This window comes from Marinoscillum sp. MHG1-6, from assembly GCF_024714475.1.
Lineage (GTDB): Bacteria > Bacteroidota > Bacteroidia > Cytophagales > Cyclobacteriaceae > JAMZMI01.
On sequence record NZ_JAMZMI010000008.1, the window covers coordinates 89,486 to 111,680 of the forward strand.

General features: G+C 43.2%; 21 protein-coding genes. 5 read left to right on the forward strand and 16 right to left on the reverse strand.

What is annotated here, in order from left to right; genetic code table 11:
- Window positions 1-4: 4 nt before the first annotated feature.
- From NXR94_RS15480 to NXR94_RS15515, 8 genes are all read right to left on the reverse strand, one after another.
- Window positions 5-2,224 carry a cation-translocating P-type ATPase gene (locus NXR94_RS15480; RefSeq protein ID WP_258105574.1) on the reverse strand — a complete coding sequence of 740 codons (2,220 nt, stop codon included), beginning with the start codon at window positions 2,222-2,224 and terminating at the stop codon, window positions 5-7.
- A gap of 64 nt (window positions 2,225-2,288) precedes the next feature.
- Window positions 2,289-2,843, reverse strand: coding sequence for an AraC family transcriptional regulator (locus tag NXR94_RS15485; protein WP_258105575.1), 555 nt, complete (start codon window positions 2,841-2,843; stop codon window positions 2,289-2,291).
- 22 nt (window positions 2,844-2,865) lie between these two features.
- Window positions 2,866-3,558 carry an NAD-dependent deacylase gene (locus tag NXR94_RS15490; RefSeq protein WP_258105576.1) on the reverse strand — a complete coding sequence of 231 codons (693 nt, stop codon included), beginning with the start codon at window positions 3,556-3,558 and terminating at the stop codon, window positions 2,866-2,868.
- A 4-nt stretch (window positions 3,559-3,562) separates the two neighbouring features.
- The gene (locus NXR94_RS15495; RefSeq protein WP_258105577.1) at window positions 3,563-4,975 is read right to left on the reverse strand and encodes a pyridoxal-dependent decarboxylase; all 1,413 of its coding nucleotides are present in this window, start codon (window positions 4,973-4,975) and stop codon (window positions 3,563-3,565) included.
- Complete coding sequence (locus NXR94_RS15500) at window positions 4,972-5,415, reverse strand: DUF6265 family protein (RefSeq protein ID WP_258105578.1); 444 nt, start codon at window positions 5,413-5,415, stop codon at window positions 4,972-4,974. The genes NXR94_RS15495 and NXR94_RS15500 overlap by 4 nt, the downstream gene beginning before the upstream one ends.
- A gap of 92 nt (window positions 5,416-5,507) precedes the next feature.
- The gene (gene rsmG / locus NXR94_RS15505) at window positions 5,508-6,137 is read right to left on the reverse strand and encodes a 16S rRNA (guanine(527)-N(7))-methyltransferase RsmG (RefSeq protein WP_258105579.1); all 630 of its coding nucleotides are present in this window, start codon (window positions 6,135-6,137) and stop codon (window positions 5,508-5,510) included.
- Window position 6,138: 1 nt separating this feature from the next.
- Window positions 6,139-6,747 (reverse strand): RNA polymerase sigma factor, encoded by a 609-nt coding sequence (locus NXR94_RS15510; RefSeq protein ID WP_258105580.1) that lies wholly within the window; start codon window positions 6,745-6,747, stop codon window positions 6,139-6,141.
- Entirely contained in the window at window positions 6,738-7,841 is a 1,104-nt protein-coding gene (locus NXR94_RS15515; RefSeq protein ID WP_258105581.1) for a glycosyltransferase, read from the reverse strand. The genes NXR94_RS15510 and NXR94_RS15515 overlap by 10 nt, the downstream gene beginning before the upstream one ends.
- A 75-nt stretch (window positions 7,842-7,916) precedes the next feature.
- Here NXR94_RS15515 and tgt point away from each other — a divergent pair, with 75 nt between their 5' ends.
- The 3 genes from tgt to NXR94_RS15530 are packed head-to-tail and all read left to right on the forward strand — an operon-like array spanning window position 7,917 to window position 11,043.
- Complete coding sequence (tgt, locus tag NXR94_RS15520) at window positions 7,917-9,047, forward strand: tRNA guanosine(34) transglycosylase Tgt (RefSeq protein ID WP_258105582.1); 1,131 nt, start codon at window positions 7,917-7,919, stop codon at window positions 9,045-9,047.
- A complete protein-coding gene (locus tag NXR94_RS15525; protein ID WP_258105583.1) occupies window positions 9,044-10,132 on the forward strand; it encodes an LptF/LptG family permease in 1,089 nt (362 codons plus the stop codon). The genes tgt and NXR94_RS15525 overlap by 4 nt, the downstream gene beginning before the upstream one ends.
- Entirely contained in the window at window positions 10,129-11,043 is a 915-nt protein-coding gene (locus tag NXR94_RS15530; RefSeq protein WP_258105584.1) for a DMT family transporter, read from the forward strand. The genes NXR94_RS15525 and NXR94_RS15530 overlap by 4 nt, the downstream gene beginning before the upstream one ends.
- Window positions 11,044-11,066: 23 nt before the next feature.
- Here the strand turns inward: NXR94_RS15530 and NXR94_RS15535 are convergent, their stop codons facing one another.
- From NXR94_RS15535 to NXR94_RS15545, 3 genes are all read right to left on the reverse strand, one after another.
- Window positions 11,067-12,266, reverse strand: coding sequence for a DEAD/DEAH box helicase (locus NXR94_RS15535; RefSeq protein WP_258105585.1), 1,200 nt, complete (start codon window positions 12,264-12,266; stop codon window positions 11,067-11,069).
- A 145-nt stretch (window positions 12,267-12,411) separates the two neighbouring features.
- The gene (locus tag NXR94_RS15540) at window positions 12,412-14,052 is read right to left on the reverse strand and encodes a Zn-dependent hydrolase (protein WP_258105586.1); all 1,641 of its coding nucleotides are present in this window, start codon (window positions 14,050-14,052) and stop codon (window positions 12,412-12,414) included.
- 98 nt (window positions 14,053-14,150) lie between these two features.
- On the reverse strand, window positions 14,151-15,020 hold the full coding sequence (locus tag NXR94_RS15545) for an ATP-binding protein (RefSeq protein ID WP_258105587.1): 870 nt from the start codon (window positions 15,018-15,020) through the stop codon (window positions 14,151-14,153).
- A gap of 172 nt (window positions 15,021-15,192) precedes the next feature.
- Here NXR94_RS15545 and NXR94_RS15550 point away from each other — a divergent pair, with 172 nt between their 5' ends.
- A complete protein-coding gene (locus tag NXR94_RS15550; RefSeq protein WP_258105588.1) occupies window positions 15,193-16,842 on the forward strand; it encodes a M28 family metallopeptidase in 1,650 nt (549 codons plus the stop codon).
- Between the two features lie 238 nt (window positions 16,843-17,080).
- On the opposite strand, the gene NXR94_RS15555 is transcribed toward NXR94_RS15550, so the two are convergent.
- Entirely contained in the window at window positions 17,081-17,581 is a 501-nt protein-coding gene (locus NXR94_RS15555) for a metallophosphoesterase (protein WP_258105589.1), read from the reverse strand.
- A gap of 137 nt (window positions 17,582-17,718) precedes the next feature.
- Here NXR94_RS15555 and NXR94_RS15560 point away from each other — a divergent pair, with 137 nt between their 5' ends.
- Complete coding sequence (locus NXR94_RS15560) at window positions 17,719-18,000, forward strand: pyrimidine/purine nucleoside phosphorylase (RefSeq protein ID WP_258105590.1); 282 nt, start codon at window positions 17,719-17,721, stop codon at window positions 17,998-18,000.
- Between the two features lie 529 nt (window positions 18,001-18,529).
- Here the strand turns inward: NXR94_RS15560 and NXR94_RS15565 are convergent.
- The 4 genes from NXR94_RS15565 to NXR94_RS15580 form a co-directional block, all read right to left on the reverse strand.
- The gene (locus NXR94_RS15565; RefSeq protein WP_258105591.1) at window positions 18,530-19,060 is read right to left on the reverse strand and encodes a ferritin; all 531 of its coding nucleotides are present in this window, start codon (window positions 19,058-19,060) and stop codon (window positions 18,530-18,532) included.
- Window positions 19,061-19,271: 211 nt separating this feature from the next.
- Window positions 19,272-19,622, reverse strand: coding sequence for a hypothetical protein (locus NXR94_RS15570; protein WP_258105592.1), 351 nt, complete (start codon window positions 19,620-19,622; stop codon window positions 19,272-19,274).
- A gap of 397 nt (window positions 19,623-20,019) precedes the next feature.
- Window positions 20,020-21,975: a ferrous iron transport protein B gene (feoB, locus tag NXR94_RS15575; RefSeq protein WP_258105593.1), complete on the reverse strand. Its 1,956-nt coding sequence runs from the start codon at window positions 21,973-21,975 to the stop codon at window positions 20,020-20,022.
- A complete protein-coding gene (locus NXR94_RS15580; RefSeq protein ID WP_258105594.1) occupies window positions 21,975-22,190 on the reverse strand; it encodes a FeoA family protein in 216 nt (71 codons plus the stop codon). The genes feoB and NXR94_RS15580 overlap by 1 nt, the downstream gene beginning before the upstream one ends.
- Window positions 22,191-22,195 lie beyond the last annotated feature (5 nt).

The window sequence follows — 22,195 nt, forward strand, 5'->3', positions numbered from 1 at the left end:
GTGCTTAAAGCTTCATGAATTTAAGTCTCAAGCTGTTGGTAACCACGGATACTGAACTCATGGCCATGGCTGCTCCCGCAATCATCGGATTGAGTAAAAAACCATTGATCGGGTATAGGAGTCCCGCGGCAATGGGGATTCCAATTAGGTTGTATATGAACGCCCAAAACAAGTTTTGTCTGATAGTACGGATCGTTTGATGGGACAACTGCAGTGCCTCAGGTATTTTATTGAGATTAGATGAAATGATCGTCATGCTGGCTGTATCGATGGCAATATCCGCTCCCTGCCCCATGGCAATACTTAAATCAGCGAGGGAAAGCGCGTGGGTATCGTTGATCCCGTCTCCGATCATTGCTACCTTTCTTCCTTCACTTTGTAGCTTCTGAATAAACTCACCTTTTTCGTGTGGAAGGAGTGAGGCTTCAAAGTGCTCAATTCCGGCTCGCTCAGCGATTGCCTTCGCCGCTCCAGCATGGTCTCCGGTTAGCATGATGACATGAATGCCTTTATCTTTTAATTTTTTTATGGCTTCCGAACTATCCCTTTTGATACTATCAGCAAGACCAATGATGGCCAGCACTTCCTGACGTGTAAAGAAGTAAACAACCGTTTCTCCTTCGCTTTCCCATGATTTAATTTGATCCTGATCTTCAGTGTCAAGCTCAAGTTTCATTTCAGACAATAGTTTCTGGCTCCCTACAAAGTAGTTTTTGTTTTCGACGGTAGCCATTACTCCTTTACCGGGAAGGTTGGAAAAACTTTGAACTTTATAACTGTCTATCGAATCAAGGAAATTTGAAACTGCATTTGCAAGCGGGTGTTCGCTTTTGCTTTCAAGCGTCTTCAAGATTGGAGCATAATGTGCTTCATTCTGCAGCCATTTGATGCTTGAAACGGAAGGTTTTCCCTCAGTGATTGTCCCCGTTTTATCCAAAACAACCGTGTCCACTTGATGAGCGTGTTCCAAACTTTGGGCATTTTTTACAAGAATACCATTATCAGAACCTTTCCCCACACCAACCATAAGGGCAGTCGGAGTGGCTAAACCCAACGCGCATGGGCAGGCTATAACCAGAACGGTCACCATGGATAATATGCCGTGCGTGACATTTTGATCTCCACCAAAAATAAGCCAGCTAAGGAGTGTTAATATTGATAATCCGATAACCGTAGGGACGAAGACTCCGGCGATTTTATCTACAAGGTTTTGGACAGGAGTACGACTGCCTTGTGCCTCCTGAACCAACTTAATGAGTTGATTGAGAAAGGTGCTTTCTCCTACCTTCGTTGCCTCCATGACCAAACTTCCGGAGATGTTGTGAGTCCCGGATGTAAGCGTATCATCAATGTCTTTGTCAACAGGAATAGGTTCTCCTGTTAATGTGCTTTCATCCACTGCCGATTGTCCGTCAATTACTTTTCCATCCACCGGGATTTTTTGTCCGGGAACGATCAATATCCGGTCCCCGACCTGCACGTCTTTTATACCTTTTTCTGACTCATGGCCATGCTCATCCAATATGGTTACTTTTTTGGGTTGCAAACCGATCAGTTTTTTGATGGAGCTGGCAGTTTGAGTTTTGGCTCTTTCTTCGAGTAGTTTCCCTACGAGGATGAAGAAGATAATTACTGCCGCTGCTTCAAAGTAGACATGTGCCTCAAGGCCTCTTGATTGTAAGGTTTCCGGAAAAACTAAATTGAACAGGCTGAAAAAGTAGGCTATGGATGTGCTAAGCGCAACCAGGGAGTCCATATTAGCCTTCTTGTGTTGCAATTGCTTCCATGCTCCAATAAAGAACCTACGTCCGAAATAGAAGACTACAGGAGTCGCTAATATGGCCGAAATGATCCCGGAGAGAGACCAGTTCGGAAATACCATCGAAAGAATTACCATGGGAATAGAGAGAGCACCAGCCCATGCCGTATTTTGTATCAGTTTGGAATACGCCAGGCGCTGATACTCCTCTATCGACTCAGACTGGTCGTCATCCTCATCAATAAGCAGATCATAGCCAATAGACTGAACGGCTTTTTTCAATCCTTCCGGCTTAATTTCTTTTTGATCAAATTCTACCAGCACCGAATTGGTTGCCAGGTTGACATTCGCATCCTGGACACCATTTTGGCTTGTCAAAATGCTTTGTACGCTATTCGTACAGCTTGCACAATGCATGCCTGTAACCGGATAGGTTTTTTTGCTGATGTTGTTTTTAGTTTCCATAAGGCAAAGTTCTTCACAAGTGCTCAATGAGGTGTTACACGACTTTCAGCATCCTTTACATTATTTACACTTTGTCCAACGCTTTACGCTCGCCTATTTGCTTGAAGGTACTGGGCGTCATGCCTGTTATTTTTTTGAATTGAGCACTAAGATGAGCTACGCTGCTATAATCCAGTTGATAGGCTATTTGCGATAAGCTGAGTTGATCGTAACGGATCATTTCTTTGACCTTCTCTATTTTTTGGCGGATGATGTATTGTTCTATGGTCATCCCTTCAGTAGAGGAAAAGAGATGGCTGAGGTATTTGTATTCATGATTGAGTTGGTCGCTAAGGTAATCGGACCAATTGGACCGGAGCTTATTGTCAGAGTGATGTATTTGGTCAATCACCAGACTTTTGACTTTATTAATAAGTTGTGACTGCCGATCATCGATCAGCTCGAAGCCCTCTTCAATCAGTTCATCATTAAGCTTCTGTATTTGGTCCAAAGAAAGAGTATTGGTCAACTCGACCTCACCTAATCGTATACTTTCGGTCTGAAAGTCGTTTTTCGCAAGGATGTTGCTCACTGCTGTGATGCAACGTTGACAAACCATATTTTTGATCAATAGTTTCATCGTGAATGGAACTAAAAATGTGCTACAAAAATTCCTTTCTGAGTAATTCGGCTACTTTCGGAACTCCTGTACTGGCAGGCTCTTCAAAGAAATGTAGGCCCAGGCTGTCACCAATCTCAGGGAGTTTAGGGTCTATGATAAATTTGGGTGTTTCACGAGGAGTGTAATGCATCAGGCCCGCTGCAGGGTAGACTAGAAGTGAGGTTCCTACTACCATGAACAGGTCAGCTTGTATCGCTTCTTTTACTGCAAATTCCATCATTGGTACTAACTCTCCAAACCATACAATATGAGGTCTGAGCTGAGAACCCTTCTCGCATTTATCTCCTTCTTTGAGTTCCCAGCCATCAAGATCATAAACGAGACTTTCATCAAGGGTGCTTCTTACCTTAAATAATTCCCCATGCAGGTGTATCACATTAGTACTGCCTGCTTGTTCGTGAAGGCTATCTATGTTTTGCGTGACGATAACTACCTCGAAGTCTTTTTCCAGATCAGCCAGAGCCAGATGACCGGGGTTTGGTTTGGCTGTAAGTGCTTGTTTTCGTCGTTGATTGTAAAAATCCAGTACCAGCGTCCTGTTCTTTCTCCATCCTTCTGGGGAGGCTACTTCGGTGACATCATGACCTTCCCACAAGCCACCGGCATCCCGGAAGGTATTGATTCCACTTTCGGCACTGATGCCGGCCCCAGTGAGTACAACTAGTTTTTTCATGACGCTAACTGTGTTTAGGTATTGATTCCTGCAATAATCCCCAAACGGCTCTGATATGCTCCATTTGAACATTAGTTTGTCCGGTTACCAATCGAATGGCATATCTCCCCCTGTGCCTGGTATGGGACAAGTAAGCTTTTCCTGAGTCGTTAATTGCTCTAAGGATATTTTCATTCATCTCGTCCAGATTCTGTTCAGTTTTCTGCTGATCAACATACCTGAAAACTACCATATTCAATATCTGAGGGGTCAAAAGCTCAAAGTTTGGATGCATCTCAATTTCATTTTTCAGCCATTTGCTCAATTCAATATGAGATCGAAGCTTGTTTTGCAATTCGGTAAGTCCAAAAGTTCTTATTACGAACCACACTTTTAAAGCTCTGAATCTTCTTCCCAGTGATACGCCCCAATCACGGTAATTATTAACCTTGTCATCAGATGGGGTCTTTAAAAATTCCGGAGTGATAGCAAAGGTGTTGATAAGGTCTTCTTTGCTATTGACAAAATAGAAAGAGCAGTCAAAGTTGATGAACAACCATTTGTGTGGATTGAAGACAAAACTGTCTGCATAATGCAAACCTTCTGCCAGGTACCTGAATTCAGGAAGAATCAAAACACTACCGGCATAGGCTGCATCTACATGCATCCATATATTGTGTTGCTGACAGATTTGACCAATGTCAGGTAAAGGGTCGAATGCCAGGGTACTTGTTGTTCCTAAAGTGGCTATCACGCAACAAGGAGTGAAACCATTTTGTAAATCACTTTGGATTGCGGAGGATAATTTGCCCGGGATCATGGCGCCGGTTTCATCCGTAGCCACTTTCACCAGGTTATTGGCCCCAATGCCGGCAATTTTAACAGCCTTGTCAATAGATGAATGCGTTTCCGTAGAGCAGTAGATCCTTAACTTTTGTGAAATAAAGCCATTCCGATTGATGCTTCCGTCCGATACCTTTTCTCTGGCTGATAATATGGCCGCAAGGGTGGAGCTACTGGCCGAATCCTGAATGACTCCCTGCCAGTCTTTTGGAAGGTCCATCATGGCTTTGAACCAATCCATCATTTTTTCTTCCAGTTCGGCGGCTGCAGGTGAGGTTTCCCAAAGCATGCACTGAGTGGCCAAGCCAGCTGTGATGATTTCTCCAATTACGGACGGATAGCTGGAATTCCCCGGGAAATAGGCATGAAAGTTAGGGTGTTGCCAGTGGGTGATTCCCGGCATGATGATCTTGTCAAGGTCCTTGATCAACTCACTAAATTCTTCAGGGACTTCGGGAGGTGACTTTGGAACCTGATTATAGATTCCTTTAGGTTGAACTTGAGATTTTACCGGGTACTTTTCGATGTTTTCAAGGTAATCTGCAATCCAGTCTACTGCCTCATGGGCGTGCTTTCTGAAGGAATCTTTATTCATTCTTTCGCTCTTTTGAAACGGAACGGGATGGAAACCTGTGCTGCTTCAGTGTATGCAGTCATGGTGCTGTCAGTTTTGGTATAGACAATACGTTGAGGAAAGTCATGTTCAGGATTCTCGAAAACCCATCTGTCTGACTCAACCTGCGTGAGCTTGAAGCTGACAGGTCCGTCCCCGACATCCGCGATGTAATAGATGTCACTCTGTCCGGAGATGATTTGAAGTTCTTCATAAAAGATGGTATCACCTGAATCCAGGGTCATCCCAAAACCACTCATTTCGAAAGGGGTAATTTTCGTCCACGATTCACAGGAGTAGAGCATTGAATCAGGGTCATCTTTTAGCCAAAGGCCTTCCATCCAGTAAAACTGATCCAGCGATTCTTTTTCCGTGCAGGAGAAAGTCAGAAGAGTCACAAAAACTAGCAGATATGATCTCATTTCGAAACTCGGATTCCTTCTTAAGATAGAAACTTTTTACGGTATAATCATGGCATGACTTGAAGTCATGGTATGATTATATGAAAGGACACTTACCCCATCGGGATATAAATCACCTTTTTTGTTTCGAAGAAAGGCTCATCAAAGTAGGTGCTGATTAGCTTTTCCTGATAGGGTCTTTTAATCTCTTTAAGTTCTTCTTTCAGGTCACCACCTTTGAGAAGGAGGTACCCACTGGAATCCTTGGTTTCCGCAGATGGTTTCAATTTTGTTCGGGTCCAGTTCATGAGCATTTTGGTCTGTGCTACTGCTCTGGAAACGATGTAGTCGAAGTCACCTTTGATCTTTTCAGCTCTTTGGTGTTCCGCTTTAAGGTTGTTAAGTCCAATCGCTGATGAGACCTCAGTCACCACCTTGATCTTTTTCCCTATGGAGTCTACCAAAAGAAAATTGGAGTCAGGAAACATAATAGCGAGAGGAACACCCGGAAATCCACCCCCTGTTCCGATATCCAACACCCGGCTATTCATCGGGAATTGAAAGAATTTAGCTATGGCCAGGCTATGAAGCACATGGCGTTCGTATAGATCTTCTATATCTTTTCTGGAAACTACATTGATTTTTTGATTCCAGTCGGCATACAATTCGCCAAGGGCACTAAACTGATGTGCCTGTTTTTCGGAAAGATCAGGAAAGTATTTGTGAAGAATGCGAGCGTCCAAATTACATGTGCTTTTTCTTGTCCTTCACTAGTTCATACATGAGCTCACGAGCTCTGTGAAGTTGCGCTTTGACGGTTCCCAGTGGTGCATCCAGTTCTTTGGCGATTTCCTCATACGATAGTTCATCGAAATACCTCAGTCGAACCAGGCGTTGGTATTTGGCAGGGAGCTTTGTGACAAACATGCGCACCAACTCAATTTTCTGAGTATTAATCGTTGCTTCATCAGGAGTGAGGTTGTGATCCTCCACATCTATGGTCACAGCTTCGCCATTATCATTACTGAAAGAGGTATTAAGGCTGTAGGTTTCCAGTTTTTTCTTACGAATAAAATCAATCGCATTATTCGTAGCAATACGGAATAACCACGTACTGAAAGTATAGTCCTTTTTGAAGCGTGCAAGATTCTTGAATGCTTTGGCGAATGCTTCAATAGTGAGATCCTCCGCATCGTCCACATTCCTTACCATCTTCAGGATCATATGGTAAACTGGCTTTTTATACCTTGATAGCAACTCAGCAAAGGCTGATTCATCACCATCAATGGTTGCCTTATCTATCAGTTTGAAGTCCTTTAAAGCTTTTTCTGAGAATTGTCTATTTAATTCCATCTAACTCTTTTAATCAAAATTGACCTTAAGCCAATCAACGGAAGTCCAAGTGCATATATCAAATCCAATATTGGAAAGAGCCATAAATGCCATCTCAAAATGATTCGACGTGAGACTGCCCTGGAAACCAATCCCTTCACTGCCAAAGCCATTCCAAAGGCTATAACGATCGGGCCGTGATTCGGGTTAAAACTAAATAAAATAATGTTACTCAACCACATGCCACAATGAATACCATTGCTCACAAAAAGGCGAAGTTTCACAGAAGGTTCATAATACTTTCCAACGGAAATATGACGTGTCTTCTGACTTAGATAACTGCGCCAGCTACTTTTAGGTTCGGATAGGGTGAACGAGCGTGGATCCAGATTAATTGCGCAATTATCCATTGTGGCTAAATGTTGAATAAGCAGGTCGTCATCCCCTCCGGTAATACCCCTGGATGATCCAAAGCCATTGACCTCAAAGAAAGCCTCTTTGCGATAGGCCAGGTTTCGTCCTACAGCCATGTAAGGTTTTCCCCGCAGGGTGGCATAAATGTAAAAAAGAGCTGTTTTGAAACACTCAAAGGCAATAAAGGAGCCCAAAAGCCCCGGTTGATACCTGTATGGACCAATTCCCAGTATGCATTTAATGTTGGATTTTACCAGATTATTGAAAGAATGGATCCAGTGTAAAGAATGGGGGTGGCAGTCCGCATCTGTCAGTAATATCCAGTCATAAGTTGTCAGTTCGATGGCTTTGGTTATGCCAAATTTTTTTGGATGGAATTCTTTAGGAACCCTATTGATAGTGAGGGCTTTTAGGCGTGGGTAGTTCTCAAAAAGGGATTGCAGGTAATCATAACTTCCGTCATCGCATCGGTCCAATACCACCGTCACATCAAAGTTTGGGTAATCTTGCTCAAGGATTGCATGCAGGTTTTTTTTAAGATTTTTTAACTCATTGTGAGCACAGATCACCACTGAAAACCCGTGTTTTTCCTGGTTTTCCTTCGCGGGTTCTTTTGCCTTTAACACCTTGATAGCCTTGATTAAGAAATCAATCAGGTGCAATAGAATCAAAAGAGCGGTAATGATTTCGAATATGAACATGCGTATTAACAAAGATAATAGAGTAGCGCCTGTGCGGTGTATTCAGGTTGGTACAACTATTTTTGCCACCTGATTATGAAATTTGAACTTCAACATACTGATCCAAAGTCCGGAGCACGAGCCGGGCTCATTGAAACGGACCACGGAAAAATCGAAACACCCATCTTCATGCCTGTGGGAACAGCCGGAACGGTTAAGGCAGTTCATCAGCGCGAACTTCACTATGATATTACCGCACAAATCATCCTTGGGAATACCTACCACTTGTACCTACGTCCGGGACTAGACGTAATCAATCAAGCTGGGGGCTTGCATAAATTCAATGGGTGGGATAAGCCGATTCTTACCGATAGTGGCGGATACCAGGTCTATAGTCTTGGTGACAATCGCAAGATCACGGAAGAGGGAGTTACGTTCAAATCTCATATTGACGGTTCAAAACATGTTTTCACTCCTGAAAATGTCATGGACATCCAGCGTACCATTGGTGCGGATATTATCATGGCTTTTGATGAGTGCACACCCTATCCGTGTGATAAAAAGTATGCGGAAAGTTCCATGCACATGACCCACCGCTGGTTAGATCGTTGTACGGAGCATTTTGATCGGACAGAACCTGTTTATGGTTATAGCCAAACACTCTTTCCGATTATTCAGGGAAGTACCTATCCCGACTTGCGGATGAAATCGGCTGAATATATTGCGAGTAAGGACAGGGAAGGGAATGCCATCGGAGGACTTTCGGTAGGGGAACCTCATGAGGACATGTACGCGATGACCGATTTGGTTTGTGGTATTTTACCAAAAGACAAGCCACGTTACCTGATGGGGGTGGGGACACCCGAAAATATACTCGAATGCATAGCGCTGGGAATTGATATGTTTGACTGCGTGATGCCAACACGGAATGCGCGAAATGGCATGCTGTTCACCTCTGAAGGAATCATCAATATCAAAAATGAGAAGTGGAAATCAGACTTTTCTCCAATTGATCCAAATATGGGTGGGTATGTGAGCACGTTTTATTCCCGGGCCTATCTAAGACATCTGATTATTTCGAAAGAGATTTTGGGAGCCCAAATTTCCAGCATACACAATTTGTCATTCTATTTGTGGTTAGTAAAACAGGCCCGTTTGGAAATTCAAAAGGGTACATTTGCTGAATGGAAAAACACAATGGTGAAGAAAGTAACCACTAGGCTGTGATCAAGAAACTCGATTGGTACATTCTGAAAAAGCTGATCGTCACTTTCCTCTTTGTGGTGATTGGGCTGGTGGTTATCATCTGTGTGATCGATTTCACGGAGAAGAATGATGATTTCATGAAAAATGAGGTACCCGGAAATCTCATTTTCAGGTATTACATGACCTTCTTCCCTTTCTTTGCAGTCCTCCTGACGCCTATTACCTCGTTTATTGCCACAGTCTTTGTTACTGCTAAACTGGCCTCCAATACTGAAATTGTGGCCATTCTTGCGTCAGGGATTAGTTTTCGCAGACTGATGGTGCCTTACCTTATGGCCGCTACTTTGATCGCGGGTATGAGCTTTTATCTCAATGGGTTCGTGCTTCCTGATGCGAATAAATTCAGGATCACCTTTGAGCTGGACTACATTGAAAAGCCATTCTATTACAACGACAACGATATTCATATTAAGATTGGTCAGACGGATTATATCTACATCGATCGCTACAACAATCAAAGGGATATTGGCTACATCGTCACACTGGAGAAAATTGAGAATAACCAGTTAGTGGAGAAAATTACTGCCAAGCGAATGCAGTATGATACCGCCACTGAAAAATGGCAATTTTTCCAATGGCAAAAGAGACAAATCCTCGATGATACAGAAATCATTACAGAGGCAGAGAGGCGTGAAACGCTGGATACAACACTCGCTTTGTCTCCGGCTGATTTTAAAAACAGCGAGCGGCGTCAGGAAACCCTGACTTTTCCAGAGCTCTACGATTACATTGAACTTCAAAAGTCTCGTGGAGCAGATGATGTGCAGGTTTATGTAATCGAGAAATATATTCGTTACATGCAGCCTTTTGCCGTGATTATTCTCTGTCTGATAGCATTAATTGTTTCGGCAAGGAAGAATAGGAGGGGGACCGGTTTTCAGATTGCTATTGGTTTCTTTATCGCCTTCGTATTTATCATCTTCTTTATTCTGGCCAAGGCTATTGCTGAAGCGGGCTCTATCCAACCGCCATTCCTGGCTGTTTGGATTCCGAATATTGTATTTACGATTGTAGGGGTATTCATGTATCGTACAGTGCCAAGATGAGCCAGGAGTTTCGAGATATCGCCATGCTTCATTTTGTGGTGATCATCTGGGGTTTCACAGCTATTCTGGGTGCGGTTATCGATTTGCCTCCCGTAGAAATAGTTTTCTTCAGAACACTTTTTGCTTCCATTGGATTGCTGGTGCTTCTATCTGTTTGGCGAAAACCACTGACTTTCACGGCATCAAAAGATTATCTGGTCGTGACTGCCGTTGGAGTCATTATAGCCGCACACTGGATCATGTTTTTCCTGGCTGCACGTCTCGCAAATATCTCTATTTGTCTAGCAGGCATGGCAACGTGCAGCATGTGGACCAGTCTTATTGAGCCATTGTTTTTTAAGAGAAAGATCAAACTGTTTGAAGTCGTTCTAAGCGCCATTGCTTTTGTTGGGATAGCTATCGTGTTCAACGTCGAGTTTGATAATATTCTCGGTTTTTCCGTAGCTGTAGGTTCAGCTTTTCTGGCGACAATTTTCTCGGTGATTAACGCCCGGCTTATTCAGCGCATCGATCCTTACGTGATTACCTTTTACCAAATGATAGGGGCTTGTCTGACGATTGTGCTTTTCTTTCCATTCTACAGCGACCTAAGTGAAAGTGGATCCTTGCAGTTGAGTCCAAGCTGGAGTGACCTGGGGTATTTGTTGATCCTGTCTCTGGTGTGTACGGTGTTCGCGTTCTCGTATGGTGTTCTTTTGATGAGAAGGCTGTCGGCCTTCTTTGTGAATTTGACTACCAACCTGGAGCCGGTTTACGGGATCTTGATGGCACTATTCCTTTTCCCGGAAACCGAGAAGATGACCTCCGGATTTTACCTGGGAACCTCCCTCATACTGCTATCGGTTCTGATTTACCCAATCATAAATCGGTCTTTGAAAAGAAAGGCACTGGGCACCGATTTATGGCGGTAGTGTACTTGGATGCGTAGAAGAGATTATCTATTCTTTTTTCTAAAGCTTCTTTTCTTACCTCTCCCAGGCTTAGACGGGCTGTAAACCGGTCCTTCACCAATGTGCTCCGGGATTTTTGCTTTTGGTACCGGGTTGCCAAGAAGTTCTTCGATAGCCAGCATTTTAACCTGTTCTTTTTCATTTACAAAGGTAAATGCAGCTCCTTTGGACGCAGCTCTGGCTGTTCTTCCGATTCGGTGGATATAATCCTCGCCATCGTTTGGTACATCATAGTTGATCACCAGGTCAATATCTTCTACATCTATACCTCGTGAAAGAATATCAGTGGCTATGAGTGTGACCAGCTTTTTGTTTTTAAAACGACCAAGTACATCTTCTCGCTGCTTTTGATCGAGATCTGAGTGAATGTCCTCTACCGGATGTCCTGCTTTTTTGAGGTCACGAGTTAATTGCTTGGCACTGTCTTTTGTAGAACAAAAAACAATCACGCTTTTCAGCCAGTCTGCCTTCAGGATATGTTTTACCAGAGGGATTTTCTGGGTATCGTAAACCACAAATGCAGCCTGGACGATCTTCTCATTGGGTTTTGAAATCGCAATATTTACCTCTTCCGGATCCTTAAGAATTTCTTTCGCCAATGCCCGGATTTTGGTAGGCATGGTGGCCGAGAAAAGCAATGATTGTCGTTTTTTGGGTAGGAAGGAAATGATCCTCATGATATCCTCATTGAATCCCATATCCAGCATGCGATCAGCCTCGTCAAGTATGAGGGTATCCAGTTGCCCTACTTTCACATATTTCATGTTCAGATGAGCGATCAACCTTCCCGGCGTACCTATAATGATATCGGCGCCTTCAGATAGAGCTTTCTTCTCCCTCTCAAATGAAGAGCCATCTCCACCACCATAAACGGCAAGCGAGCTCACATGAGTGTAGTAGGAAAGCCCTTCCAACTGTTGGTCAATTTGTACGGCCAGTTCTCTGGTCGGGACAATGATCAATGCGGAGATGTGCTCTTCTAATGGGCTTTGTAATATTTTATGGATCACAGGCAGGAGAAAAGCTGCAGTTTTACCGGTACCTGTCTGTGCGGAAGCGATAATATCCTTCCCATCCATGATGACAGGGATGGTCGCCTCCTGAACAGGAGTGGCATTCTCGAACCCCATCGCTTCAATTCCTTCTAGTAGTTTCGGGTCTAGACCTAGTTCTGAAAACTTCAAATTATTAGTCTCTTTTGGCGCCTAAAATACTGAAAAGAAAACTATTAAGAGGAATTAATTCATAAGGATCACTTTAAATGGCCTGTAGCTATGAAACGGATTCTCCAAAGCTTGAAAGTATCTGGTCTTCAATTAGATTCAACACCTATTCAGATAGCCCCAGTACCTCAATGCCTTGATCGAAGACGATGTCCACCGGAATGTTTTCTTCTTCCAGTCTGGCAAGGTCAGACTGTAGTTCTTCACTAATCATTCCTTTCTCTTTTACCAAAGCATCAACCCCGGCATAATCACCATCACCCTGAAGGGTTAAGATCAGTTTTGAGAGGTCATTCATGGCTGTTTGTAGTTTTTCATAGTCCACAGTATAGGTGCCATCTTCTGATTTTGTAAATGCCTCTTTCTCTTTAAAGAAATTGAATCGGATCATATTGGCTTTACCATGAGAACTGGCAGCTCCAAAACGGACAGAACGAAAAATACCTGCCATGAAGGTAGTATAATACTCCTTTAGGTCCACCTCAATCACACCCTTTTCATGAAGTTGAGTGATCATATAAAGCCCAAGAATATCGGCCTTCCCTTCTTCCAATGCGCTGTTATGCTCTTTAAGGGCAGCACGTACTGTTCCTACTCCGTCAATCGTGTTTTTAATCCCAAGACCGTGAGCGACTTCGTGAAACATGGTATTGCCGAAAAAGGCATCAAATGTGATGAATTGTTGCTGTTCGGGTGAAATCAATACCTTCGATATAGGCACCAAAATTTCATCGAACTTGGCACGCATGGCATTTTTGAGTTGAAGCCTTCTAGAACCTTTTTCCAGTTGTACCTGCTCATCATTGGGAAGGTTGATGGCTATGGTCTTGGAACCTGAATTGCAATCTCCGGCATAGTAGATAACATCGTAGGCGTTAAGGTCGGCATCGCTTCCCGGTTCCTCTGCTTTATATTCCACCGGCACTGGTAGCCCTTGCTGAAGTTCCGGCAAGTAAGCTGCGTACTGCGATAAACGTTCACTCCACTCTTTATCTTTTATCAATAAGTAAGCTTCGTGAGCCGCTTTGTATCCGAATAGCTTATCTTCATAGTTCTCGATTGGTCCCACAACAAAATCAATGTCATTGTTTTTCATATCCATCCACGCCATATCACTGGCCTGATATTCATCGTTGAGCAGTGCATCAGCTCTGAGCGATAGATATTGTTTAAAACCTTCATCTTCAGCTAATTCTGAGCATTCCTTCAGGATGTTGGAGGCTTTTTTAACTTGATCAGAGAACATTTCGAAGTAGGGAATGACATAAAGCTCACTTTCTGCATCTCGTCGCAAGAAGGTGTAGGCACTTTGTTTTCCTGGAAGGTCCACTTTGTCAAACTCCGATTTGGTCATATCCACAGGGTAGAAGTTGGCACCTTCGGGTTTGCTTTTAATACCTTCAAGAAAAGGCTCATTATTATTCAAGCGATCCCATGGTCCATAATTGATGGCAGCATAGCGCATTTCAGCCTCAGTCAGACCAGTTAGGAAAGCATCCTTATCTCCATAAGCTTCATACCAGAAAAGCTCATCCATTATTTTGGCCACCTCAATGAGCTTAGGAATCATAGCCTTTTGTTTTTCCGATAAATGACTGAGGTCTGTGGTCAGTCGGACTTCTTTATAATCTTCCAATTTATTCTTGATTTGTTCGTTTTCCTGTACCTCTTCTTTGGCAGGCCGGTTACATTGAAAGAATAGTAGAGTACCAAAGGAAATCACTAGCAGGTTCGATGATAGTCTCATTTTAAGGGGTGTTTTGTTTTGACTAAAGTTAAAAAGACTTGAAACAAGAATGCCACATCTTATGACAGGTGGCTGTTCCTGATGTTGAAAAGATTATTTCAGTTTTTAAGCTGATAGGCGATCACCTGGTTTCCAAAGAAGGTAGGCACAAAAACAGTTTTGCTTTCAGGAAGCAATTCAATGTCCGCAGTGTTGAAAGCTTCTTCAGTATTGAGCAATAATGTTTTTTCGCCGTTCGCAGCAACATAGTAAATCTCACCTTTCCAGCAGGAAACAATGAAATCATCGCCTATTTGCTTAACGCCATCTCCTGAAAACAACGAATCAGTTAGAATATTGTAGGTCCAATCTGTTGTGTTGATGGTATAAAAGTTCCCCGATCCGGAAGTAGCCATCATCATTTTATCTCCAAGATGTAATAATCCATTTGGGCGTCCGAAATCGCTTGATTCAAGCATGGTGGTTACCGAATCACCCAGGAGTAAATGAACTTTATCTGTTCCCGAATCTGAGATGTACACTTCTCCTGAATCTGAGATGTCAATATCATTTAAGAAATCGGCACCTTCAACCCAATACCCTTTGACAATCTCGCCACTGGCAAGACTGATAACAACTACGCTATCAATGTCCGCGACATAGAGCATTCCATCATAAATGCCCATTCCTTTGGGTGCATGAAGTCCAGTTGCCCAATTGAGTTGAACCATACTACCATCCTTAGCGGATATTTTCGCGATGTACCCATCACCATCTTTCTTGCCTGAAGGCACCCCATTGATGCATGAAATATATAGCAAACTATCTGTGGGATTGAAAATCACTGATTCGGGGGTTTGTAACAAGGTGTCAGTTTCCCATAGTTTAGATAACGACGGGGTGGTTGTATCTAATGACTCTTGTTGTTTAGGTTGGCAATTGCTTAGAATTAAAAAAGAAATAATAATACTTAGTAATGATAGTCTCATAATAGTCTCATAAGGTTAGGTTTAAAGATATCAATGATTGGAAGAAAATGACTTGATTGACTCTTTTAATCCGATTGGCCTATCCTCGATAATCACCATTCTTCGAAAACTACTTTCGGATTTGATTCAGTTTTTTGCAAATTGAAACCTGAACATTTCAACTCACATGATCATGCAAAAATATTTATACATCCTGTTGGCGGCTAGTTTCATTTATGGATGCCAGCAGCCATCCGAAAATCAGAGCAGCACCTCTATTATCGATACCCTGTCTATTGCAAAGCATATTGAAGTACTGGCATCAGACGACTTTCTGGGTCGAAAGCCCTTTACTGAGGGGGAGGTGAAGACGTTGGCTTATTTGAAGGGTGAGTTTGAGAAGTATGGACTTCAGCCCGGCAATGGCGACAGCTTTTTTCAGGAAGTGCCTCTGGTAGAATTAGATTGTAAGCCATCCTCAGAGCTGATCATCGAAGGAGGTCAAGAACCCCTAAGCCTGGAGTGGCGATCTGAGTTTGTATCCTTCACAGAGCGAGTAGAAGAGAAGGTCACCTTAGAATCCTCAGAGCTTGTTTTTGCAGGTTTTGGAATCGTGGCCCCCGAATATGGTTGGAATGATTATGAAGGATTGGATGTGGAGGGAAAAACCGTGATCGTCCTGGTCAATGATCCAGGGTTTGGAAGTGAAGATAGTACGTTTTTCAAAGGAGAAACCATGACCTATTATGGTCGGTGGACCTACAAATATGAGGAGGCCGCTCGTCAGGGGGCCGCAGGGATTTTCATTGTGCATCAAACGGCCCCGGCGGGATATCCATGGAATGTGGTTCAAAATGGATGGAGTGGTGCCAGTCTTTTTTTGGATCAAGCAGAGGGAGGTTATCAGCCTGCTATACAGGGTTGGGTAACAAGAGATGCTGCGATCAAAATATTTGAAGCGTCCGAAGTTGATATGAGAAATTTTGTGGAAAAAGCCAGAAGCAAAGACTTTAAGCCGGTAAGTCTTGGATTGACCGCATCAACATTCGTGGAGAATGGAATTAAAAAGGATGTCTCTCAAAATGTTATTGCCAAAATTGAGGGTACAGAAAGGCCTGATGAAGTGATTATCTATACTGCTCACTGGGATCATTTAGGTGTGGGACCTGTCGTAGATGGAGATTCGATCTACAACGGAGCTCATGATAATGCATCAGGTGTGGCCAGTATGCTGTGTATTGCGGCAGCTTTTGCGAATCAGGAGGTAAAACCGAAGCGGTCGCTGGTTTTCCTGGCCGTAACGGCTGAAGAGCAGGGTTTACTTGGTTCGAAATACTACTCTGCGAATCCGGTCTATCCGACGAGTAAGACGGTTGCCAACATTAACATGGATGGTATGTACTACATGGGGCTGATGAAGGATTTGACGGTCATTGGATATGGACAGTCGGAATTGGAAGATATAGCCGGAGGACTTGCTGCGGAGCAAGGAAGGTACTTATATCCTGATTCGGAACCGGAAAAAGGTTTTTTCTTCAGATCGGACCATTTTCAGTTTGCCAAAGTGGGCATCCCGGCGTTCTACGCCTATGGTGCGTATGAAGCTGTTGATGGGGGAGTTGCTTATGCGAAGGAGGTAAGGGATGCTTACAATGTGGAGGCCTACCACTTACCTGCGGATGAATTTACTCTGGAGGAAACCGATTGGAAAATGGCGGGCATGCAGCAGGATGTGGAGCTGTTTTATGAGCTAGGGAAAGTGCTTGGCAATTCAGAAGACTGGCCGGAATGGAAGGAAGGTTCTGAGTTTAAGTCGATTCGTGACGCAGAAATGGGGCATTAGGCGAGTCTTATCATGGTTTGTGTCAGCTAGCTAGTATCATTTTGTCCTTGGATTGGTTCGAGTTTGTAACTCGGACCTATAAACCCTTCCCTGAACTCGCTCGGGTACTCGATCGATCGCAATTGTATTGCGGTCGAAATCTTTTTTTGGTCGTGTAGACACGTGTCTAAGTAATCTTATGGGATTCCTGCCTTCGCAGGAATGACGATTTGTCCCGTCAGGTCTTTTGATCTGATGGTCATAATTGTCCTCTCAGGCCCAGTTCGATGACCTCCATATTTTCAATTTTACCTGCCTTCAGATCAAAGCGCATGATGGTTTTGACTTTGTGAAACCCATGTATGCCCGCTGCACCCGGATTAATATAGATAAGGTTGTTGGCTTTATCGGGCTGGACCTTCAGGATATGAGAATGTCCGCATACCAGGATTCGGGGTTTATACCTGAGTATGTGCTGATGAACCTGTTTGTTGTATTTTGGGGGCCTTCCGGCGATGTGTGTCATGAGCACCCGGACTCCTTCACGTTCGAAGACATGTCCCTCTGAGGTAGCGGCCCTTACCTGGTGATCATCGATGTTGCCCCAAACGGCAACGGTAGGCTTAAAGGACTCAAGTTTCTGAAGCACTTCCATACCCCCAATATCTCCGGCGTGCCATATCTCATCGCAGTTTTTAAAATACTCAAAAACACTTTCTTCAAGATGGTAATGGGTGTCCGAAATGAGGCCAATTTTCATGGGACGGCAAGGTAGGTGTTAAACACAAAATGAGGAAAGGATAGGGGTAAATAAATGGCTTCAGGTGTATCTTCGCCAGATTTCTTTCCGGAACGGGTTCGGAGGATATCAATCAGTTTGGACAAAATATTAAAACAATGATCAAAGTAAATGAGTATTTCGACGGTGGTGTGAAATCGCTGGGTTATGAAAATGCAGACGGAAAATCAAGTGTGGGCGTAATGGCTGCGGGTGATTATGAATTCGGTACGGAAAGCAAAGAAATCATGACTGTAGTGGAAGGTAAACTCACCATTCAGCAGGCAGGCGAAGAGGGGTGGACGGATTATGTCAGTGGACAGTCATTTGAAGTTCCGGCTAACTCATCTTTTAAGCTGAAAGTAGCAGAGAACACAGCATACCTATGTCAGTATAGATAAGAGATCCCTTTTTTCACATCTCCTCCCAAGGTTGAATATCCCTTCCATTTGCTTTGATGCAAACGGAAGCCAAAATCAAGGCTGTGAAGTAATTCCGGAAATTCAAATTCAATAGGTAATGAATCCAAAACTCATCCCGACGTTATCGGGACTCAAACAACGGATTCAAAAGTATGCATCCAAATATTTGAATTTCTGATCGGAATTCCTTCAATGCCGAAGACCTCCATGGCAGGTAGGAAGAAATTGTTTAAAATGTCATGACATGATTTCTTCTAGTAGCGCCCTCGTCAGTCATGGCATGGCATGGCTAGCGTAACTTTTAGGGGGAATATAAAGAGGGCAAGCATGTACAATGAAGAGAAGTAATCAATTCTATAAGAGGTTTTCAATGATGAATACAATCTCACCACAACTTTATTGCTTGATCCAGCTTAAAGAGTTGAGTTATTAATCAATGGTGTTATAACTCGAAACGAAAAAAGGAGAACCATTTCTGATTCTCCTTTTTGATTTATATCATTTTCAATTAAGCTCCCTGATCGTATTCAACGTGAAGTACTCGCTCTTCGAACATGCCAAGGGCAATTTTGTCCTCCCCCAATACGTCAAATAGTTCGAGAATTCTTCTCGCCACATATTCCTCTTCGATTTGTTCCTGAACGAACCATCTCATAAACTCTTCAGTGGCAATGTCACCATGCTTTCTGCACTCTCTTACGATGTCATGAATCGCATCTGTTACAGCTATCTCATGCTCAAGAGCAGCCTCAAACACGCTTCTTAGAGAAGTGAAGTCGTGCTGTGATTCATCCACAGTGGGTGAGACAGCCTGACACTCCATATCACATAGATAGTGGTACAGTTTCAGTTGGTGTTTTCTTTCCTCATCGGATTGCTTAAAGAAAAAGTCAGCTGAATTGTCATATCCATTGATATCACACCAAGCAGCCATAGCCAGATATGCGGCAGACGATTTGGCTTCCATTTTGATCTGCTTGTTGAGGATGGTAACGATTTCCTCTTTCAAAACCTGATGTCTTCTTAATATATCTTTCATGTCTTTCAATTATTTTTTAACGGAGACATGGAACTCATATTAAATTCAATCATCGCATTAAGTTTAAATTGCAATGATTGAATTCACATACTCGTTTCATCTCTACTTTCTTTTCTTTAGTGTGTTATAACTACAACAAAGGAAACGGAAAAGTGCCAGAGATGTTAATTCTGACAAGTATTTATAATCAGTCTTAATAAAAAGAGGAAGCCTAAAGTTGGCGTCTGATGGCTTTGTGGATCATGCTATTAAGCTCTAGCATGGTAAAGGTGCCTTCTAGCAGGTCTCGAAGTTCGAGGATTTCCTGAATGGAAAAAACAAAGATCCTGTCACAATAAGTAAGGCTGATGATTTCAATACCGGAGTGATTCACATCAAACAATTGGATCATGTCAATGTCCTTGATACGCTTTTTGAAAGCGATCAATGCACACGGGCTCAGAACAATCTCCTGATCAAACAGTCTGATCACGTATTTTCCAGAATCATCGCACTGTAATAGCGTGGTGTTCTTTGTCTGATAAACCAGGTGATGTGTATGTTGAGCTTCTGATGAAATCATCTGTTCGGACACTTCTTGCAATGTTTTTTCTTTTTCTTCTTATACTTCTCGCAGCACTTCTTAAAAACGCATTCGGTCATATTGATCATTCCGCCCTCTTTTGAGGTTGAAAATGATGAACACTCATCTGAGTGAAAGTTTATGTCGTCGAATGCTTGCAATGTGTATACTATCTAGAATCTTTCTAAATAATGCAAAAGTACATCGAAGAGTTCCACTGGTTCAATAGCTATGCGTAGTAAACATTATCACTACTTGTAGTGATTTTTTTGTTTCATAACCTCTGATACTGCACAGCCTTCGCAGTCGTGTTGAGACCTGAAAAAGCCCTTTAAGAGCTTTTTACCCAGAAACCCTGCGGCAATTAGGAAGAGAAGTACAACAATGATGAGCTGTATCATGGCTGCATAATTTGGTAGACAAATAATGCTGAAAAATATGCCAATCCTGACATATATAGCAATTGGATCAACGGCCATTTCCAACTTTTAGTTTCCCTAAGCACGATGGCCAGCGTACTCATACACTGCATGGCAAAAGCATAAAAGATCATTAATGACAGCCCCGAAGCCAGGGTATAAACCGGACTGCCGGTTGTAGGGTTGATTTCGCTTTTCATTCTGTTAATGAGCGAAACATCCTCTTCAAAGTCCTCTCCAACACTGTAGATAGTGGCCATTGATCCTACGAAGACCTCTCTCGCGGCGAAAGAAGTAATCAAAGCGATTCCGATTTGCCAGTTGTATCCTAATGGTCGGATCACAGGTTCTATTCCGTGACCAATGATGCCAATGTATGAATTAGCCAGATTCGCGGAAGCTACCTGACTTTCATATTGTTCAACCTCTTCCTCTGTTTGGGGTTTTGGAATTTGGCTAACCGCTTTTTCCATACGATCAGATGGGCCATAAGAAGCCATCACCCACAGCACAATGGAGATCGCCATGATCACCTTTCCAGCTTCCCATACGAATACTTTTACCTTCTCAATGAGGGTGAAGGTCAGATTATTCCATCTTGGGATTTTATAGCTTGGGAGCTCCATGATCAGGAAGCTCATTTGTCTTGATTTTATGATAAACCTAAAGACTATTGATGCCAGAAACGCAGCCAGGATGCCTATGAGGTACATTCCCATAAGAACAATTCCCTTGAGATTGAAAAAACCTATGCTGGTATCGGGAACCACTACCGCAATGAGTAATGTGTAAACAGGGAGCCTGGCAGAGCAACTCATCAGAGGCGTCACCATGATGGTAATTAATCGCTCCTTCCAATGATCGATGGTCCGAGTCGCCATGATAGCAGGAATCGCACATGCCACTCCGGACATTAAAGGAACCACACTGCGGCCATTGAGACCAAAGGGCCTCATAAATCGATCCATGATAAAAACAACCCTGGCCATGTACCCGCTTTCTTCCATGATAAAGATGAAAGCAAAGAGCAGGGTGATCTGCGGGATGAAGATGACTACTCCACCGAGCCCGGGTATGATGCCTTCGGCAATCAGGTTGGTAAGAACACCTTCCGGTAGGTTAGATTTGGTCCACTGACTAAGGTTGATGAAGACTGAGTCTATCAGGTCCATGGGCCATTCAGACCATGCATATATGGCCTGGAAGATGATAAATAGCAACGCCAGGAAGAACGCATAACCCAAAATGGGGTGAGTGATCAGCTTGTCAAATCGCAGGGTTTTGCTGGTCTTTTCATCCGTCTTCTCCAAACAGAACTTGAGCATCTGCCTGATCCGGGTATATCGCTTTTCGGCCCAAACATCTTGCTCACCTGAATTGGCATTGACTTTTCCGTCAATAAATTCTCCTTCAACAATAGGCGAATGCTTTGATTCCACGGGTTTGAAGTTGCTGATCGCTTCTTTGAGCTGATCTATATGTGTTCCTTTTCGGGCATTTAATGGAATGGTGCCTTGTGTTTGGAATAGCTCATTGAGCTTGCTGATATTGACGTTGACACCTTTTCGCTCGGCGAGGTCCATCATGTTAAGCGCGATGATGGTCGGCAGACCAAGGTCATGGATTTGTGAATAGAGGAGGAGGTTTCTCTCGAGATTGGTGATGTCCACCACCATGATGACCAAATCAGGATGATCTTCATGTTTTTTGTCTCCTAAAACCTGGGTGACGATTTCCTCATCCTGTGATTTCGGATAGATGCTATAGGTGCCGGGAAGGTCAAGGATCTGGACATCTTTCTGACCTACCAGAGGCCCAAATTTTTTATCCACGGTGATTCCGGGATAGTTCCCGACTTTTTGGTTTAAGCCAGTCAGGTGATTGAATATGGATGTTTTTCCCGAATTGGGGTTTCCTACTAATGCTACCTTCATCAGTCAATCTCTATTTGCGACGCCTCACTTTTCCTTAATGACAAGGTATAGCCATCCACATCTATTGCTAAAGGATCTCCCAGGGGTGCTTTGAATATAACCTTGATATCCTTACCCGGGTATAAACCCATTTCTACCAGCTTCGAAGTCAATCCGGTCTTAGCCAGTCTTTGAATTTTTGCGGGTTGATTAACGGGTAATTGATCCAGAGTCAATGTGG